A 19042-nucleotide genomic window follows, 5' to 3' on the forward strand; every position below is an offset into this window, starting at 1 on the left:
GAAACGAGAAACCTCGCCCGCACCGTTCTTCTTGCAGTTGTCTCATTCGAACCCAATTTCGCTGGCGTCAAGACTCTTGGGGACGCTCCGTTTTGCTTGCCTACCGCGCCCCCAAGGTCGCCCCTTCCAAAATCCAATGGTATGAGAGGAACCCAGTCATGCTATTCCGCCCACTGAGGACTTTGATTTCCGGTTTGAGTCTGTTGATTCTCCTTGCCCCTCCCACCCTCGCGCAGACAGAGGCCTCGAAGAACGAGGCGGTCAAAGTGGATTCCGACACTTTTTCCGGCCTGGACGCGAGGCCGATCGGGCCAGCCACCATGAGCGGCCGAATTGCGTCGATTGACGGCACGATCGAGAAGGGGCGGTTGACCCTCTATGTGGGCTCCGCCAGTGGAGGCGTCTGGAAATCCGTGAACGGCGGAACCACGTTCAAGCCGGTGTTCGACAAGTACACCCAATCAATCGGCGCCGTTACCATTGACCCCGCCCGGCCGCAAACGGTCTGGGTGGGAACCGGCGAAACCTGGGTGCGAAATAGTGTATCGGTGGGCACCGGGATTTATAAAACGACGGATGGCGGTGAGAACTGGCAACACCTGGGACTGGCTGACTCCGAGCGCATTTCACGCATTCTCGTCGACCCGAATCACAGTGACACCGTTTACGCCTGCGCCACAGGTCATCTCTGGGATGCGAACGCCGAGCGTGGCGTCTTTAAGACGACCGACGGGGGGAAAACCTGGCAGAAATCCTTGTCTGTAAACAATGACACCGGCTGCGCCATGATCGCCATGGACCCGCAGGACACAAGAATCCTTTACGCCGCGATGTGGCAGTTCCGAAGGAAGCCATACCTGTTCACTTCCGGAGGTCCGGGATCCGGCCTCTTCAAGAGTACCGATGCGGGGGTGACCTGGAAAAGGTTGACCCGGGGTTTGCCTGAGGGGGACTTGGGCAGGATCGGGATCGCCGTGGCCCCATCGCGACCCAGCGTGGTCTACGCCGTGGTGGAAGCCAAACACAGCGCACTCTTCCGCTCCGATGATCTGGGAGAATCCTGGACCGAAATGAATTCAGGCGCTGCAGTTGTGGGCCGGCCGTTTTACTTCGCGCACTTATTTGTTGATCCCAAGGACTATGACCGCGTATACAAGCCATCGACCGGATTGGTGGTAAGCGACAATGGCGGAAGGGCCTTCAGCGGCATTGCCGGGAGTGTGCACAGCGATTTTCACGCCATGTGGATTAATCCCTCGAACCCCGACCAGATGTTTGTCGGGACCGATGGCGGACTCTATGCCTCCGAGGACCGGGGAAACACGTGGCGGTTCATCGCCAACCTCCCGCTTTCACAGTTCTACCACGTGAGCTACGACATGGAACAACCTTACAATGTGTATGGGGGCCTCCAGGACAACAGCTCATGGTACGGGCCCTCGCGCGCCACCAGCGGCATTCAGAACCGTCACTGGAAAAGTGTCTATGGCGGGGATGGATTTTGGGTCTTTGAAGACCCTTCGGATTCTGAGTACATTTATGCCGAGTATCAAGGGGGCAACCTTGCCCGCATCAACCGGAAGACCCTGGAGACCAAAGACATCAAACCGTTCCCGGATGCCGGGGAGAAGAAATTCCGTTTCAACTGGAATTCGCCGATCCATGTCAGCCCAAACACGAAGGGGACTGTTTACTTCGGCTCGCAGTTTTTGTTCCGCTCTCGTGACCACGGCGATTCCTGGGAACGAATTTCACCGGACCTGACCACCAACGATCCCAATAAGCAGCGACAGGAGGAATCCGGCGGCCTGACGGTAGACAATTCGGATGCGGAAGCTCACACCACCATTTACACCATCTGTGAATCGCCCCGCAACGGAGACATTATCTGGGTCGGGACTGACGATGGCAATCTTCAGATAACCCGCAACGGGGGAAAGACCTGGACCAACGTGGTCGGCAATGTGACGGGCCTTCCGCCCAGTACCTGGGTGTCCACGGTGGAGGCCAGCCGATTTGATGAAGGCACGGCCTATGCCACCTTCGATGGTCACGCCGGCGGGGACATGAAGACCTACGTGTACAGGACCGCCGATTATGGAAAGACGTGGCAGTCGCTCGTCACCCCGGACATCACCGGGTACGCCCACGTCATCAAGGAGGACACCGTCAATAAAGATCTGCTCTTCCTGGGGACGGAACTCGGGTTATTTATCTCGGTGGATGGAGGCCGGCAGTGGGCGTCGTTCAAGGGTGGTAACTTCCCCGCTGTAGCGGTGCGGGACATCGCCATTCACCCCCGCGAATCCGACCTGATTCTGGCCACCCACGGACGAGGTATCTGGATCGTCGACGACATTTCTCCGTTGAGGGCCCTGAGCCCCCAGGTGCTATCTGCGGAAGCAACTTTTGTTGAATCGAAGCCTGCAGTCCAGATCATTCCCGCCTCGGAGTTCGGATTCAACGGGGATGCGGAGTATGTCGGACGCTCTGCCGGCGAGGGAGCACCCATCACCTACTACCAGAAAAAGCGCCATATCTTCGGTGACCTCAAGTTTGAAATCTACGATTCTTCCGGCAAGCTAGTCTCAACGGTTCCCGGGAACATGCGCCGTGGGCTGAACCGTATCGACTGGTCGATGCGCATGAAAGCACCCAAGGTGCCTCCCGCCGCCGGCCTGGTGCCGAACTTCTTCTCGTTCGTCGGGCCCCGCGTCCTGGAGGGCACTTATACGGTAAAAATGATCAAGGGCAAGAACACTTACACCGAGGAATTGAAGATAGTGCCGGACCCGCGTTCCAAACACACCAAGGAAGATCGCTTACTGCAATTTCAGACGGTGATGAAGCTTTACGATATGCTGGGGGAATTGACCTACCGGGTCGATACCATCGCGAATGCGCGTGACCAAAGCAGTGAGCGGGCCGCAAAGCTTGCTGCCGGCGATGTCACCCGAAAGCGGCTCGAAGATGTAGCCAAGTCCCTTGAAGGGATCCGCTCCAAACTGGTCGCAACCAAGGAAGGGGGCGGCATCACCGGGGAAGAAAAGATCCGGGAGCAGATGGGCTCACTTTACGGAGCCGTCAACGGGTACGAAGGGCGGCCTACGCAATCGCAGATCCTCCGCATGGAAGCTTTAAAGAAGGAATTTGACGTTGTGGTCGCCGAGTTTGACACCCTCGCGAAGAAAGAACTGCCGGCAGTGAACGCCATCCTGGAAAAAAGGAAGTTGGATCCCATCCGGGTGATGAGTAAGGAAGAGTGGGAGAAGAAACAAGAGAAGCAGTAGACCGCTTGTCCGCGACACTCCCGGAGTGCCGGCGACAATTTCGCTACCCCTTTTTTGAGGTTAGATCTCTCCTGGCAACCGGCGTTTCGGGACAAGAAACGCTGCCGCCACAACGACTGCCATCAACAGGAATGCGCCCCCAGTGATCTCCTTCCCCAGGCGCCGAGGCGGAGTGTCCCTATAATCAATCTCCACTTGATGAGTGCCCGCAGGGAGTTTGAGCACCATGATGCCGAGCCCCTTGTCAGTACTGAGGGCCGCCGGGCGGCCATCCACTGTGGCGGTCCAGCCGGGATAATTGAACGTCCGGATCCTCACCTCATCACTCCGGTCCAACGTGATACGCAGGAGGCGGTGTTCGGGTTTCCATTGCTCGATCGACACGCGACCGTTCCCATGGGCGAGCGTCACACGGCCGAGCGGGGGAAGATCTTCGATGTTCGCGGGCGCGGTGCTCGGGATAATCACATCGTTGAGGTGCTGGGACTCAGGCTCGAATCTCACCGCCCCCCACATGGGCGCTACAACCGTCCGAATACTGAAAGCCGCACTTCCCAGCGTCATCAGGGCCGCAAGGGCGGAAAATGCGATGAGCCTGGATTTGTGCTTTTCACGACGGGCATCGAGAGCGGATTCGATCGCAGCCCCTGCCAGCAGAGCCACCACCAAGGTCGTGATTGTTAGCATCCGCCATGAGAACACGCCGACCTCAATCTCAGGGATTCTGCGGCCGAGAGGAGCCGAAGCCCGTGTCATCATGAAACACGTGAACCCTCCTAACACGGACCACAGCACCACATGCTCCTTAAATCGGGGTGATACACCCTGACCGCGGGTCTTCAGCGCTAGCAACGCAATGGCGGCCGCCCCCATCGCCGCCGTTCCAAAGATCCAAATGTCATCGATCCGCTTGAAAAACTCGGGATTGTCCTTCGTGTATTCTGCGCGGGCAAACACATAGGTCTCGTGGTAAGGCCAATCCTGCTCAATGATCTCGTGGCGGATGAGATTCTGTTCCACGGCGGCTGGGTACAGGTAGGCCGCCGACAAGCCAAGGGCGAGGGTCATTCCACCTGCAACATACAATGCCCCTTTCAGGTCCCGGTGATGAATCATCAGGATGAGCACCAACAAGCCAAGCGCCAGCGTGAACTGAAATGCGGTCGGCGGGTGAGTCCACAGAAAGGCGCCATAACTCAAGGCCAGTCCCATCACGTTGAGCAAAACTTTCCTCGCCTGCGTGGATTTCCCCTCACCTGCAACACGCTGCGGGAGCTCCTCCAAAGCTCCTTCTTGATCCCGCGCCGTTCCCTTCCCTTCCCTGAATAACCGTTCGGTGAAAAGCAGAACCAGGGGCATCCAAACGAAGGCCAGCAGTTCGGCTATCGCGCCTCGCTGATACTGGTCCAAAAGATAGTAGGGGAAGAAGGCGTAAGCAGCCATGGCGACGCAGGCCGCGGGGCGCGACATCAGCCGGTGCGCGTAAACATAGAGGGCGCCAGCGGAGCAGACCCTGATCAGGAGCTGCACCGTTAGAATCACCCAGATCCAGTTGCGAAGAAAGGGGTAGAAGACTGATGTGAGATAGTAGATTCCGGGAGGGTAAAAACTCGTGGTGGGCGCTCCATACCCCTGATTCGTATCCTCCTCCCACCGGGGATAAGACTCACCGGCTGCAAGGCCGGCATAAAACGATTTCATCTGGTCAAGGTGCAACCCCAGGTCATGGGTGTCCGGCATCCGGAGGCTCCAAATGCTATCGCCTGGATCCCTCTCCCCCAAAAAGTAAAAAGGCATCACGGCCACTAATGACAGTCCGAGGCACAGGAGCAAGACTCCCCATCGCGTGCCACGCTCGCCTACTTCATTCATCTTTCGCACTCAAGGACTGGATTTGACTCTGTCTCAAAGACCGCCGCTTTCAGTCCGGACAGAGGTGGAATGAGAATACGAAATCACCACACAGATGCACAACGGGAAATCGCGAGATCAGCACGAATATTGGGGATCCCATTTGTGCACGGAAAATTTCGACTTCCTCTCCCAAGGGGGATTGAGGACATCGATTCGGGAAGGCACCGACTCCACATCCCGATTCGCCATCTTACCAAGCTTCTGAAATACCTTGAGGAATTACTCCAGAGAATTTGAAGATCAGAGATCAAATTCTTCGACATGAGAGACGATATTAACTGCTCAAAAAAGATCGCGCATTCGTCGACAAACACTTCCACCTGATGGGCCATGGAAGTGGGAAGCGTCGAAGCACGAAGCTAGCCTTACCTTCTTGGACGGGCAAATCGAGTGGGGTTGGCCCTCGAACAGTCTGCTTCCGCCGAGGTCAGAAATGCCTTTACGAATCTGAGACGAACAATCCCGGAATCGGACATAATGAGCCCGGCATTCAACACAGAAGTTGCCTTATGTCATTCAAAATAGATTGCCACACTTACCGTCATCCGTGGCGTGGTAATTGCGGCAGCAAGGATGACCCTTCTGGATCGGTGCCGGGCTGTTGCCGACCGAGTTTAGATCAGTGGAGGCACAAAACATTTCTGAAAGCCTCATTCTCACTATTGCGTGTCTCATAGGATCTCGGGCAGACTGGGCGAACGATTGTTGCCGTCTGTTCCCTGAGACTGCCGACTGACAGTTTTCTTCTGGCGACTTACATGGGAACTCTGTTCCAAGACCTCCGTTACGGGCTTCGAATGTTTTCCAAGAATCGGGGCTTCACCCTTGTGGCGGTCTTCACCCTGGCGCTGGGCATCGGCGCTAACACAGCGATCTTCAGCGTGGTGAACGCCGTGCTCTTGCGTCGGTTGCCATATCCGGACCCTGACAGAATCGTCACCATCAACGACCTGGGTTACCTGGACCGTCTCTCAGCATCCAATTCCGATCATTTGAGTTGGAAGGACCACGTTCAGTCGTTTGAAAGTGTGGCATCGTATCAAGTCGGCGAAGTGAACCTGACGGGAGGGGACGAGCCGGAACGAGTGCTGACTGCGCAGGTGACGCGCGATTTCTTTCGTGTCCTCGGGGTGAGGGCCTCCCTGGGCCGGGATTTTTCTTCCGAACCCACCGGCGGCGCGCCGGACATCGTGCTCAGCGATGGATTGTGGCGACGCCAATATGGAGCGGACCCCAATCTTATCGGGAAGTCGGTGATACTCAATGCCAGGGTAGTCACGGTGCGGGGTATCATGCCGCCGCGGGTAGAGTTCCCAGAAGGAGTCAATGCCTGGGTCCTCCCCGGAACGGGCAACGACACGATCATCCGACAAGTCATACTCCCTCGCCCGATTGCCCGGCTCAAACGAACGTTGTCTCTGGCCCAGGCGCAAGCTGAAATGGACGCGATCACAGCACGGGCACAGGCCGACGATCCGAGCCTAAAGACCAAGTCTGGAACCCTGCTGACCCCCTTGCAGGTCAGCTTGGCGCGCGGCAGTCGGACTGCGCTGCTCGTTTTGTTGGGAGCAGTCGGATTTGTGCTGTTGATCGCTTGTGCCAACCTCGCCAATCTACTGCTTGCCCGTGGGGCCCAACGAACCCGGGAGTTTGCCATTCGAATTGCCCTCGGCGCCAGCCGCCTTCAGTTGATCAGGCAATTGCTCACGGAGAGCGTTTTGCTTTCTCTGGCAGGGGGAGTACTGGGTGTGTTCATGGCGGAGTGGGGCGTCACTCTCATGCTGTCGTTCCTTCCCATCGACCTGCCCAGGATAAATCCTATTGAGATCGATGGCTGGGTGCTGGGGGCAACGGCGTTGCTCGCGGTGGCGGTCGGGCTCTTATTCGGGCTGGCTCCATCGATCATTGCCTCCAAGCCTGACCTCACTCAATGTCTGAAGGAAGGCTCACAATCCCCCGCAAGCCGCCCGCGTCGGCGGCTCCAGGGCGCCCTTCTGGTCTCTGAGGTGGGGCTGGCATTCGTTCTGCTGATCGGGGCGGGGCTGATGATCCGGACCATGCTGCGTCTGCTCGGGGTCGATCCGGGTTTTCAGGCAAGACGGGTTCTGACGCTGGACATTTCACTGCCTACTTCGAAATATATCCACCCCTCTCAGATCAGTTCTTATTACAAGCAAGTGCTCATCCGGATTGAAGCCCTGCCCGCAGTACTCTCTGCTGGGGCGGTGACCCATCTCCCTCTGGCCGGCGGCGATGACGCTCTCTTTCCAATCCGCCCGGAAGGACGTTCCGGACCGATCGAAGCTTATGCCCCCTATCGCACTGTGACTCCGGCTTATTTTTCAACCTTGGAAATTCCACTGCTGCGAGGCCGTTTCTTCAGCGCCCAGGATGCTCAAAGCGAAACGAAGCGCGCGATCGTGAACGATGCCCTGGCACGCCGCTTATGGCCGGGCGAGGATCCGATTGGAAAACATATTAAACTCATTGACGAATACGAAGTTGTCGGAGAGGTCGGGGCGGTCAGAGATTACGACCTTCAAGATTCCGGGGGGCCATTGTTGTATGTCTCAATGCAGCAAAGCCCGTCACCTGCGATGAGCCTTGTCATTCGGACTTCAGGTGATCCTACCCCACTGATTTCGACCATCCGGGGCCAAGTTTTGGCAGTCGATAAGGATCAGCCCGTGTCGAAAATCACGACGATGGATCGTGTCATTCTCAACTCCATCTCGTCGCAGCGATCACACATGCTTTTGTTGACCTTTTTTGCGGCGCTGGCCCTTGTCCTCGCAGCCGTGGGTGTCTATGGGCTCGTTGCCTACCAGGTGGCGCAGCGCACCCATGAACTTGGCGTTCGTCGGGCGCTCGGCGCGCTGCCAGGGGATGTGCTATGGCTCGTGGTCCGCGAAGGGGTGACGCGGGTGGCGATAGGAGTCCTCCTTGGCTTCGCTGTCGCGCTGGGTCTGAGCCGCGTCATCGCCAATTTCTTGTTTGGGGTGACGCCGACCGATCCTCTGACCTTCATCTTCGTCTCCCTCGTGCTGATTGCGGCGGCGCTCGTCGCCTGCTACGTCCCGGCTCACCGGGCGACGAAGGTCGATCCGGCGATGGCGCTGAGGTACGAGTAGGGGTGGCGCAGACGGCTCGTCTGCAAAGGGCTGAGTTGACGGTGGCAGACGAGGACGTCTGCCCCACGAGGGTCGTTCTCGTGGTAACATTGCAGTCCGGACGAGCGCCGGATAACAGCAAATCAGACTTGCGGAGGTGAAGGATATATGGTCAAAGCAATTGTTCTACTGATTGTCGTCCTCATCCTCCTGAAATTCGTATCGGTATAACCATTTTCCAGTCTCGACATTTTTGAATCGATCAAGGGACTTCACCCGTCATGAGATGCAACGGTAAGAATGCATGCAGATTCCGATTCCATCTTCTCCTGCTGATCGCAGCCTTTTCGGTCTCTTGTGGACTCTTTTCGCAGGATAGCGGGCCAAAGCGAGATGAGTGGCAACACCCGCAAGTGGTGATGGATGCGCTGCACATTGATCCCGGGAAAATTGTCGCCGACGTCGGGGCCGGAGAAGGGTATTTCACGTTTCATCTGGCAGAGCGCGTCGGGCCCCGGGGCAAGGTCTATGCGGAGGATATTAGGAACGATGACGTGGAGGAGATCCGTCGGCTGGCTGAGGAAAAGCACCTCACCCAGATTGAAGCCCTGCACGGTGAACCGGGCGATCCCAAATTACCCGAAAACTCGTTGGACGTTGTCCTTGTTATGAACTCCTACCACGAATTTCGATCCTACGATGCCATGCTGCAAGCCATCTTCAAGGCGCTGAAGCCGGACGGACTGCTCGCAATCATCGACTCCCCCACCCCTCCAGGTAGTTCCCGCTCCGACTATTACCCCCGACACCGTATTCCCGAGGAATTGGTCCGAGAAGACGTCGCCCACGCCGGGTTTCAATTTCTCCGCAAGGAGCCGGGCTTCACAAATCCGGCGAACAAAAAGGATTTCTATTTCTTGATTTTCGAGAAACCCAAGCAACGTGCGGGAATTGCGGATTTCGAAATTCGGATTGCGGAGACTCAGGCACTTCCAATGCTTCTATTCCAGAATCCGAAATCCGCAATCCACAATGGTGAATGTAGTCACGACTTCAGTCGTTACTCCAGGGTTAGTAACGACTGAAGTCGTTACTACGGGAATTAGGGGAGAAGCAACACCTTCCCCGTCGTCTTTCTCGCTTCGAGCTCACGGTGTGCATCCGCTGCGTCTTTCAACGCATAGGTTGCACCTATCCTCAATTTCAATTCCCCGGATTCCACCCAGCGCAGCACCTCGCCGGCACGCCATAACAATTCTTCCCGGGTTGCCGCGTAATTCGCGAGGCTGGGCCGGGTCATGAAGAGTGATCCCCCCTTTGCAAGCAAGGAAGGATCAAACGCCGGAACGGGTCCGCTGGATTGACCGTACAGGGCCAACATCCCTCGCGGAGCAAGACAATTCAGGCTTTTCAAATACGTGTCTTTCCCCACCGAATCATAGGTGACCTGCACACCGCGACCATCCGTCAGACGTTTCACCTCTTGCTCAAAATCCCGTTGGGTGTAAAGGATCACCTCATCCGCCCCCGCTTCGCGGGCGAGCTGGGCTTTGGCTTCGGTGGAGACGGTTCCAATCGCCCTGGCGCCGATTCGACTGGCCCGCTGAATAAGCAGGAGTCCAACTCCCCCGGCGGCGGCATGGATCAGGGCGGTGTCTCCCTTCTTCAACGGGTAGGTCGAGGTGGTAAGGTAATGCGCCGTCATCCCCTGTAACATGGCTGCGGCCCCCTGTTGAGCATCGATTCTCTCCGGGAGTTTGACGAGCCGCCCTGCCGGCACCAGGGCGTACTCGGCGTATGAGCCCGAGGTCATCGCGTACGCCACGCGGTCACCCACGGCCACTTCGGACACGCCGGGTCCCAACGCCTCCACTCGCCCGGAAGCCTCCATTCCAATCACTGTTGGAAGAGTCAATGGGTAGAGACCCATCCGATGGTAAACGTCAATGAAGTTCACTCCAATCGCTTCGGTTTTTACGAGAGCCTCTCCCGCCTTCGGGCTCGGCGTGGGCACCTCTTCATACTTTAAAACTTCAGGTCCACCGTTGTTGCGGACGAGAATAGCTTTCATACTGGGTTCTGACCTCCCTTTTCAAAGAATATATGGTGTCTATTCCCGTGGAGAGCCAATGATATCCACTGGCGTCCGGATTATGCAAATTGATTCTGTGATTTGAGCTCAAGTCTTTCAAGGCAAGTTATCCATCAGTATGCCGTGAAGTGACAATGTGAGGGTGTCCGGTTTTGCGACAAAACAATCCCATTAGCGGGCAAGTGGAGAGGGTCGTCGGATTATCAGAAGAAGCGCTAAACAGTGTAGTTACAATTAGATATAAAGAAAGCGCTACTCGGCATTAAAGTTGCCCATAATGGATGTGGAGGAGACCCATGGACATACCAAGGAAGTCGGCAGCACGGCAGCGGCTGATCAAGCGGATTATTTACATTACCCTCGCCATTATACTTATCTCGGCGACGACTGTGGTTTTGTCGCGTTTGAAGCCTGCTGCGCCAACTGTTGAACGCGCGACTGTCTGGATTGATACAGTGAAACGGGGGCCCATGTTGCGCCAGGTTCGAGGTCTGGGAACGCTCGTCCCAGAGGAGATCCGCTGGATCCCCGCCAGCACCGAAGGCAGGGTGGAGCGGCGACTGGTCGAACCCGGGACTGCGGTCAAACCCAGCACGGTGCTTTTGGAACTCAGCAATCCCAGCCTCGATCAAGCCGCACTCGATGCCGAAATGCAGGCCAAAGGTGCCGAGGCGCGGTTGGCTGACTTACGGGTGACCCTCCAGAGCCAGTTGCTGACCCAGAAGGCGGGGGCCGCCCAAGTGGAGGCCGACTACAAGCAGGCGCAATTGAGGGCTGACACCGACGCCGAGCTGGCGCGGCAAGGGCTGACCGCCGATTTGAACCGCCAGTTGTCGGCGCTGGCCGCGGATCAACTCGCGAACCGCAATCGTATTGAAAAGGAGCGATTGGCCATCAGCGGCGAATCAATCAAGGCCCAGATAGCTGTCCAGCAAGCTGAGGTGGACCGGTTGCGCGCCCTGGCCGGCTTGAAACGCCAACAAGTCGATCAGTTGCATGTGCGAGCCGGCCTGGACGGCGTGTTGCAACAAGTTCCCGTGGAAATCGGACAGCAGGTAACTGCGGGGACAAACCTCGCGCGCGTGGCAGAACCCCGGAAATTGAAAGCGGAGTTGAAGATTGCGGAAACACAGGCCAAGGATGTGCAAGTCGGGCAATTGGCATCGATCGATACGCGTAATGGCATCATTTCCGGTCACGTCATACGGATTGATCCGGCGGTTGTGGCGGGAACGGTGACGGTGGATGTGAAACTGGAAGGAGCTCTGCCCGATGGAGCGCGGCCGGATTTGAGCGTGGAAGGGACGATTGAGCTCGAACGGCTTGCGGAGGTCCTCTATGTCGGCCGGCCCGTACAGGGACAAGCCTTCAGCACGGTGGGACTTTTCAAGCTGGTTGAAGATGGCAAGGAAGCGATTCGCGTACCGGTCAAGCTGGGACGCAGTTCGGTCAACACGATCGAAATCGTTGAGGGGTTGCAAGTAGGTGACTCGGTGATTCTCTCCGACATGTCCGCCCAGGACCGGTCGGACCGGATCCGCTTGAATTGAAGATGCGGTTGTCAGTTCTCAGTTGCCAGTGAAAGGCAAATTGCTATCAGCTCTTTACTGACAACTGGGAACCGGTCACTGGCAACTGCTTTCGGCAACTGAGAACTTCTTCCTGAGGAGAATACATGATCGCCAACAACGTTTTGATTAAGCTGGAAGGTGTCACAAAAGTATTCTTCACCGACGAGGTGGAAACGCATGCCTTGTCGGGGATCCATCTCGACATCCATTCGGGCGAGTACGTTGCGATTGCCGGCCCGTCGGGGTGTGGCAAGTCCACTTTGCTGTCGATCCTGGGGCTGCTCGACACTCCCACGGAAGGTCATTACACCTTGAACGCCACGCCGGTCGAAGCACTGAAGCCTTCGGAGCGGGCCCGCATCCGCAACCAGGAAGTGGGTTTCATTTTCCAGAGTTTCAATCTGATTGGCGACCTGACCGTGTACGAAAACGTGGAATTGCCGCTGACTTATCGGGGAATGCGGGCCGTGGAGCGGCGGGAACGCGCAAAGGAAGCACTCGAGAAGGTGGGGATGGGTCACCGGTCCAAGCACCTGCCGAGCCAGTTGTCGGGTGGGCAACAGCAACGCGTCGCTGTGGCGCGCGCGTTGGTGGGTCGTCCCTCCATCCTGCTGGCGGACGAACCGACCGGAAACCTGGATTCGAAGAACGGCGAAGCCGTCATGGAACTATTGCGGCAACTGCACCGGGACGGGGCGACGATCTGCATGGTGACACACGACGCGCGCTTTGCCGCCCATGCCGACCGCTCCGTACACCTGTTTGACGGCCGCGTGGTGGAAGAAAGCATGGAAGCCGAATCAGTTTGAATTGCAGAATTCAGTTCTCAGTTCTCAGAATTAAATTCTCAGTTGCCAGTAAGAACCTTTAGCCCGGAAGAATGACCCTGACAGATGCAAACAGAGAAGATGTTTTAAAGTGCATCCTTCGTTTCAAGACATAGAGTCGGCCGACAGCTAACAAGGGTTTACTGGCAACTGAGAACTGACAACTGACTGCAGACCACTTCTCGAGGCAAGCCCGATGGATTCAATCCTGGCCGACATCCGGTACAGCCTGCGTCTGTTGTTCAAACACCCCGGCTTCACGGCCGTCGCCATTGCCACGCTGGCGCTGGGCATCGGAATCAACACCAGCATCTTCACTGTGTTCAACGCCCTTGCATTGCGCCCGCTTCCCGCGAAGGATCCCGGTAGTGTAGTGAGAATCTACGAGTCATTCGAGGATGGACCCCGATATGGATCCGCCTCCTACCCGGACTTCATGGATTTCCGCGAACAAAACAATGTTCTCTCAGGGCTGGTTGCTTACACAGGAGCGGCGCTGCGGCTGGGCGAGAGCAGTGATCCCAACACCCCCACCGAATCGTTTCAGGGCACACTCGTCTCGGGAAATTTCTTTTCCGTCCTTGGAGTTGACGCGGTTGTTGGTCGAACTTTCATTCCGGAAGAGGATAAGACACCCGGTTCGCATCCCGTGACGGTTTTGAGCTATGGTTTATGGCAAAGGAGGTTCGGTTCAGATCCCGGGGTGGTGGGAAAAACGCTGATTCTGAATTTCCATCCGTACACCGTGGTCGGGGTAGCTCCCAAGTGGTTCACCGGCTTGGAACCGACGGCCACGGATCTATGGATACCCCTGATGATGGAGGCTGAGGCGGTGCCCGGCGGCAACATCCTCAATAATCGCAATACCCATCGGCTCAAACTGGTGGGCCGGTTGAAACCCGGGGTGAGCCTGAAGCAGGCTGAAGCCCAAATTTCAACCCTTGCCGCCCAACTCGATCGAACCGATGGCCAGCCTGTTGCCAAGACCAGAAAAGTCAGCGCGACGATCACCCCGAGCTCATTTCTGGATCCTACTGACCAAGCGAATGTTATTCCGGTCGCCATCCTTATGATGACTGCCGTCGGACTGGTCCTCCTCATCGCCTGTGCCAATCTCGCCAATCTGTTACTTTCGCGGGCCGCCTCACGGCAAAAAGAGATTGGAATCCGGCTGTCCTTGGGGGCCACCCGGGGCCGGCTGATCCGACAACTTTTGACCGAGAGCACCCTGCTTTCTCTGGGCGGGGGAATCACCGGACTTCTCCTTACTTTCTGGATTACGGACCTGCTCCTCAGGTTCGTCCATCCTCCGGGGGAGCTACCGCTCGCCATCAATGTGAGCCCCGATGTCAATGTCTTCGTATACGCCCTGTTAATCTCCCTTGCGGCCGGAGTTGCGTTTGGCCTGCTCCCGTCCATGCAATCCACGAAGCTGAACCTCACATCGGCCTTAAAGGATGAAGGCACCCCCTTCGGACAACGGATCAGCCGCTCTCGACTGCGAAGTCTACTGGTGGGAGCACAGGTCGCGGTCTCCCTGGTCTTGTTGATCGGTGCCGGCTTGCTGGTGCGAGCGCTTCACAATGCCCAAACGACCGACCCGGGATTTGCCATGAAGGATGTCTTCGTTCTGTCCCCCGATCTGCGACTGCATGGCTACACCCCGGTCCGTGCTGCCGAATTTGACCGGGAACTTGTGGACAAGCTCCAATCCCTGCCGGGAGTCGAGTCCGTGGGGATGGCCTGGGTCATCCCCCTGGGCTCATCATTCTCCGATACCAATGTGGAGATCGAAGGCCACGAGACTCCTCCCGGGAAAAAATCGCCCATGGCCAATGTCAATTTTGTTTCCGGAAAATATTTTGATGCACTGGGCATTTCGATGGTTCATGGCCGAACTTTCACCGAACAGGAGATGGCGAAGGATTCGAAGGTTGCCCTTGTCAATGAATCGTTTGCACGACGCTTTTGGCCGGGAGAAGATCCCATTGGAAAACGGTTCAATTACGGCATTGAAATTGTTGGGGTCGTGAAGGACACCCGGAGCGTTTATCTCTGGTCATCGAGCGAGCCCATCGCGTATCGAACGGTCGAGCCGGATTTCCAGCCGGACATGAAATTCTTCGTTCGAACTGACGGCAACTCAAAATACCTCTCGACGACGTTACCGGGGATTGTCGGAAGCATCGACGGCAGCGTACAGACTAATGTCAAAACGCTGGAAGATAATCTTCAGGGATGGCTGTGGCCCTCCCGCATGGGAGCGATGCTCTCCGCTGCACTCGGCCTGCTGGCCCTCTTGCTGGCCTCGGTGGGCATTTACGGCGTGACCGCTTACGCGGTCAGCCAGCGGACCCACGAGATTGGCATTCGCCTGGCGCTGGGTGCGGAGCGGCGCGCTGTGCTTCACCTGGTTTTGAGGCAGGGAATGCGCCCGGTCATCGCAGGGATTGCCGCCGGCCTGGTGATTTCCATTGCGGCGACGAACCTGCTGGCAAAGTTCCTCTATGGGTTGAGCGCCGTTGATGTGGTGACGTTTGCCCTCGTGTCGGCGATTCTCGCGGCCGTGGCCGCGCTGGCGAATTACCTCCCTGCGCGTCGTGCGGCAAGAGTCAATCCGATGGTGGCGTTGCATTATGAGTAGATTGCGGATTTCGGATTGCGGATTTCGGATTACTCAACCCCAGCCGAGGGAATCTATCGCCCATCATTGCGGCATCCGAAATCCGCAATCCACAATCTGAAATTGGATTGGAACGTGGAGGGCATGAGAGATGCCCCTTCCACTCTTGATCACAGTGCCAAAACCCGGAGGCAGGCAAGAAACCTGCGCTCCAAACCTGACAAGGAGAATGTAATGAAATCGAAGCTCATCGTCCTCGGCGTGTCAATCTTGACGCTGCTGCTATCGCTCCCCCGGCTCGTCCAGGCCCAGCCGAAGCAGCCCGCCATTGTCGCCTTTGGGAGCGACTCCCCGGAGCGGGGAACCACGCGCGTCGGGTACTGGAACACACAGAAGAACATGGGCACCGGCCAGTTTGCCGTCAATTACGGTCGTCCCGTGTGGAACAAGGATTATGAGGATCCCGCGAAGTTCGATCCCATGACCAAAGGCAAGACATGGCGGATGGGGAGCAACTTCTGGACGGTGCTCGACACGGATATGCCCCTCAAGATTTCCGGGAAGACCGTCCCCGCGGGGCTCTGGTATCTCGGCCTGCATCGGTCTGAGGACGGTAAGCAATGGAGTCTTGCGTTTATCGACCCGGTCAAGGCCCGGCGTGAACACGTTGATGCTTCGGAAATCGGCCGGGCGCCCACTGAATTCATGGTGCCGGTGACCATGGACCCTCCCGGCGATCTGAAAGAAAAGCTTGCAATCGACCTGGTTTTCAAGCGGCCCGATATTCAAAATGTCACTCTCAAAATTGCCTGGGGCACGCTCCGATTGAGCGCTCCGATCATCGTGCCGGTCCCAACCGGGAGCTAGATTACGAAGGCTGGGTTCGTGCTGAAACCTTGAATGAGGTGTCAGGTGCCGGGTGTCAGGTGTCAGAGTTCAAAGACATCACAGAATCTCGATGCTGCTTTTCTGATTACTGATTCGCTCGGCGGTTGGCAAAGACTATTGCATTAATCTGCCTGACACCCGACACCTGACACCTTTTTGACATGGATTGAAAAATGGAAACCCTGTTTCAGGATCTTCGCTTCAGTCTTCGGATTCTGCTGAAGAATCCCGGCTTCACCCTGGTGGCGGTGCTGACCCTGGCCCTTGGCATCGGGGCCAACACCGCCATTTTCAGTGTTGTCAATGCGGTGCTGCTCCGGACTCTCCCCGTCCCCCGTCCCCAGGAGTTGGTTGTTCTTGGAAACCCGGATGCCCATGGGATGAGTAATGGGAGCAGTTCGGGCGACCGGGACATTTTCTCCTATCACGAATTCGAACAGCTTCGCGATCAGAACCGGGTCTTCTCGAGCATCTTTGCTGCAGCGAGCTCCGTGAACTCCATGGACGGCTACTTCGACGAGACCGGGACGAGCGAACCTGCCGAGCCTGTCAAGGCCAGCCTTGTCAGTGGCGCTTTTTTCTCTGTGCTGGGTGCCAAGCCCATTCTCGGCCGGACCTTTACACAGGAAGTCGACAGGGTCCCGGGAGTGAACCCGGTGGCAGTCATCAGCTATGATTTTTGGAGACGGCGGTATAGCCGGGATCCTTCCGTACTGGGACGCACGGTCCGACTTCGTCAAACCACTTTTGAGATCATCGGGGTCACAGGTCCCGGATTTTTTGGTGAAACGGTCGGTGAATCGCCGGATTTGTGGGTGCCCTTGTCGATGCAAATGGCCGTGATCCCTGGAAAAAATCTCCTGGTCGATCCAAACAGCATCATGGAGAGAACCATCTGGATACAAATCATGGGGCGGCTAAGACCCGGGGTGAGTTTGGAACAAGCCAAGGCGAGCATCAACGTGACGTTTCAGCAGATGCTTCAAACGGATGCCAGTCCGAGCCTGACGGCAGACCAGCACAAGGAGTGGATGGATCAACGAATTGCCCCGACGAGCGCCGCGAAAGGCGCATCGACGCTGCGGGGACGCTTTACCGATCCCCTCCGGATTTTGATGGGATTGGTCGGACTCGTGCTTCTGATTGCCTGTGCCAATGTAGCCAACCTCCTGCTCTCGCGCGCGACCATGCGTCAGAAGGAAATTGCTATGCGGCTTGCATTGGGTGCCCGGCCCTCCCGCCTGGTGCGACAGCTCCTGACCGAGAGTCTCCTGCTCGCGTTGGTGGGCGGAGGCGTCGGCCTTGTTCTCGCGCAATGGGCAAACAGTTTGCTGGTGCGCCTGGCGTCCGGCGGGCCGGACCTGATCTCGGTTGATCTTCATCCCGATGCTCGCATCCTGGGATTCACGCTTGCCCTCTCCATCCTCACCGGGGTCATGTTCGGATTGATCCCCTCGCTTCACTCGGCTCGGTTCGATTTGAACTCCATCCTCAAAGGCAGCGGCCGGGGTGCCACCGCTGACCGCGGCCGCAACCCCATCTCCAGAATGCCCGTGGGCAAGATCCTGGTCGTGGCGCAAGTGACCATATCTCTGCTGCTGCTGGTGGTGGCGGGACTTTTCGTGCGGAGTTTTCAAAAACTCGTGAACGTCGACCTCGGTTATAAACCTGACCGGTTCTTGTTGTTCCGAATCAACCCGCTTCAAAGCGGTTACCAAGGCGCCGCCCTGCTTCAGTTTCACCGGACCCTGCTGGAAAAAATCGCAGCAATTCCCGGCGTGCAGGGGGTGACCCTTTCGGAAAATGGTTTGTTCAGCCACACCGAGTCCGCCGACCCCATCTGGGTGGAGGGCTACACGCCGAAGACAGGCCCCGACAAGCATGCGCGATTCGATCAGGTGGGTCCCCGCTATTTTTCGACGGTGGGCATCCCTGTGGTAGTGGGTCGTGATGTTGATCCGCACGATGGCGGAAATGGTCCGCGGGTCGGCTGGATCAATCAGACCATGGCCCGATTCTATTTTCCAAATACGAATCCGCTGGGAAAACATGTCCGTGACGAGTATCCCGACAACCCCGGGGAATTTGAAATCGTGGGGGTCGTCGCCGATGCGAAGTACAACAGCCTTCGGGAAAAGACGCCGCGACGGTTCTATGTCCCCTTTTTCCATCCGATCACCGAGGTGGCCGCCGCTAACTTCGAGATTCGCACCCGGGCAGAACCGGCGGCAGTCGCGGCTTCGCTCCGCGATCTGGTAAAGTCGTTGGATCGATCCCTCCCCACGCTGCATGTCCATACAATGACGGAACTGGTCGACCAATCGTTGGCGCGGGAGCGCCTGATCACCAGTCTATCCGGATTATTTGGGACCCTGGCGGTGTTGCTCGCTTCCATTGGGCTTTACGCCGTCATGGCGTTTGCGGTGGCTCGAAGAACGAATGAGATCGGCATCCGCATGGCCCTGGGAGCGCAGCGCCGAAACGTCCTGGGGATTGTCATGCGGGAAACCTTGGTGCTGGTCCTGCTCGGGATCGGCATCGGACTGCCCGTGGTCTTTGCCACCACACGCCTGCTTTCACAACTGCTCTTTGGGCTGACGCCCGTCGACCCCGCCACAATCTTGATGGCCACGGTGGGGATGATTTCAGTCGCTGCCCTGGCAGCCTATCTCCCGGCCCATCGGGCAAGCCGGGTGGATCCCATGGTGGCATTGCGATATGAGTAGG

Annotated in this window: 10 protein-coding genes; 8 read left to right on the forward strand and 2 right to left on the reverse strand. The window is 57.2% G+C overall.

Annotation, left to right across the window (positions count from 1 at the left end; all coding sequences use genetic code 11):
* The first annotated feature begins 158 nt into the window (after positions 1-158).
* Positions 159-3290, forward strand: a complete 3132-nt coding sequence (locus LAO21_11125) for a hypothetical protein (protein ID MBZ5553263.1) — start codon at positions 159-161, stop codon at positions 3288-3290.
* 60 nt (positions 3291-3350) lie between these two features.
* On the opposite strand, the gene LAO21_11130 is transcribed toward LAO21_11125, so the two are convergent.
* On the reverse strand, positions 3351-5030 hold the full coding sequence (locus LAO21_11130; protein MBZ5553264.1) for a hypothetical protein: 1680 nt from the start codon (positions 5028-5030) through the stop codon (positions 3351-3353).
* A gap of 932 nt (positions 5031-5962) precedes the next feature.
* Here LAO21_11130 and LAO21_11135 point away from each other — a divergent pair.
* Entirely contained in the window at positions 5963-8335 is a 2373-nt protein-coding gene (locus LAO21_11135) for an ABC transporter permease (GenBank protein MBZ5553265.1), read from the forward strand.
* Positions 8336-8595: 260 nt separating this feature from the next.
* Positions 8596-9399, forward strand: coding sequence for a methyltransferase domain-containing protein (locus LAO21_11140; protein ID MBZ5553266.1), 804 nt, complete (start codon positions 8596-8598; stop codon positions 9397-9399).
* Between the two features lie 17 nt (positions 9400-9416).
* Here LAO21_11140 and LAO21_11145 read toward each other — a convergent pair whose 3' ends face one another.
* Positions 9417-10385 carry a quinone oxidoreductase gene (locus LAO21_11145; GenBank protein MBZ5553267.1) on the reverse strand — a complete coding sequence of 323 codons (969 nt, stop codon included), beginning with the start codon at positions 10383-10385 and terminating at the stop codon, positions 9417-9419.
* A gap of 317 nt (positions 10386-10702) precedes the next feature.
* On the opposite strand from LAO21_11145, the gene LAO21_11150 reads away from it, so the two are divergent.
* The 5 genes from LAO21_11150 (at position 10703) to LAO21_11170 (ending at position 19041) form a co-directional block, all read left to right on the forward strand.
* Complete coding sequence (locus LAO21_11150; protein ID MBZ5553268.1) at positions 10703-11956, forward strand: HlyD family efflux transporter periplasmic adaptor subunit; 1254 nt, start codon at positions 10703-10705, stop codon at positions 11954-11956.
* A 125-nt stretch (positions 11957-12081) separates the two neighbouring features.
* On the forward strand, positions 12082-12786 hold the full coding sequence (locus tag LAO21_11155; GenBank protein ID MBZ5553269.1) for an ABC transporter ATP-binding protein: 705 nt from the start codon (positions 12082-12084) through the stop codon (positions 12784-12786).
* 214 nt (positions 12787-13000) lie between these two features.
* On the forward strand, positions 13001-15448 hold the full coding sequence (locus LAO21_11160; GenBank protein ID MBZ5553270.1) for an ABC transporter permease: 2448 nt from the start codon (positions 13001-13003) through the stop codon (positions 15446-15448).
* A gap of 213 nt (positions 15449-15661) precedes the next feature.
* Positions 15662-16294 (forward strand): DUF2911 domain-containing protein, encoded by a 633-nt coding sequence (locus LAO21_11165; GenBank protein ID MBZ5553271.1) that lies wholly within the window; start codon positions 15662-15664, stop codon positions 16292-16294.
* A 194-nt stretch (positions 16295-16488) separates the two neighbouring features.
* Positions 16489-19041, forward strand: coding sequence for an ABC transporter permease (locus LAO21_11170; protein MBZ5553272.1), 2553 nt, complete (start codon positions 16489-16491; stop codon positions 19039-19041).
* The last annotated feature ends 1 nt before the right edge of the window (position 19042 follow it).

This window comes from Terriglobia bacterium (assembly GCA_020073085.1).
GTDB lineage: Bacteria > Acidobacteriota > Terriglobia > JAIQFV01 > JAIQFV01 > JAIQFV01.

What these genes read in the sequence shown, in the direction of transcription:
- LAO21_11125 (MBZ5553263.1), top strand. Translation starts at nt 159, where the DNA reads ATGCTATTCCGCCCACTGAGGACTTTGATTTCCGGTTTGAGTCTGTTG.
- LAO21_11130 (MBZ5553264.1), bottom strand. Translation starts at nt 5,030, where the DNA reads ATGCCGGACACCCATGACCTGGGGTTGCACCTTGACCAGATGAAATCG.
- LAO21_11135 (MBZ5553265.1), top strand. Translation starts at nt 5,963, where the DNA reads ATGGGAACTCTGTTCCAAGACCTCCGTTACGGGCTTCGAATGTTTTCC.
- LAO21_11140 (MBZ5553266.1), top strand. Translation starts at nt 8,596, where the DNA reads ATGAGATGCAACGGTAAGAATGCATGCAGATTCCGATTCCATCTTCTC.
- LAO21_11145 (MBZ5553267.1), bottom strand. Translation starts at nt 10,385, where the DNA reads ATGAAAGCTATTCTCGTCCGCAACAACGGTGGACCTGAAGTTTTAAAG.
- LAO21_11150 (MBZ5553268.1), top strand. Translation starts at nt 10,703, where the DNA reads ATGGACATACCAAGGAAGTCGGCAGCACGGCAGCGGCTGATCAAGCGG.
- LAO21_11155 (MBZ5553269.1), top strand. Translation starts at nt 12,082, where the DNA reads ATGATCGCCAACAACGTTTTGATTAAGCTGGAAGGTGTCACAAAAGTA.
- LAO21_11160 (MBZ5553270.1), top strand. Translation starts at nt 13,001, where the DNA reads ATGGATTCAATCCTGGCCGACATCCGGTACAGCCTGCGTCTGTTGTTC.
- LAO21_11165 (MBZ5553271.1), top strand. Translation starts at nt 15,662, where the DNA reads ATGAAATCGAAGCTCATCGTCCTCGGCGTGTCAATCTTGACGCTGCTG.
- LAO21_11170 (MBZ5553272.1), top strand. Translation starts at nt 16,489, where the DNA reads ATGGAAACCCTGTTTCAGGATCTTCGCTTCAGTCTTCGGATTCTGCTG.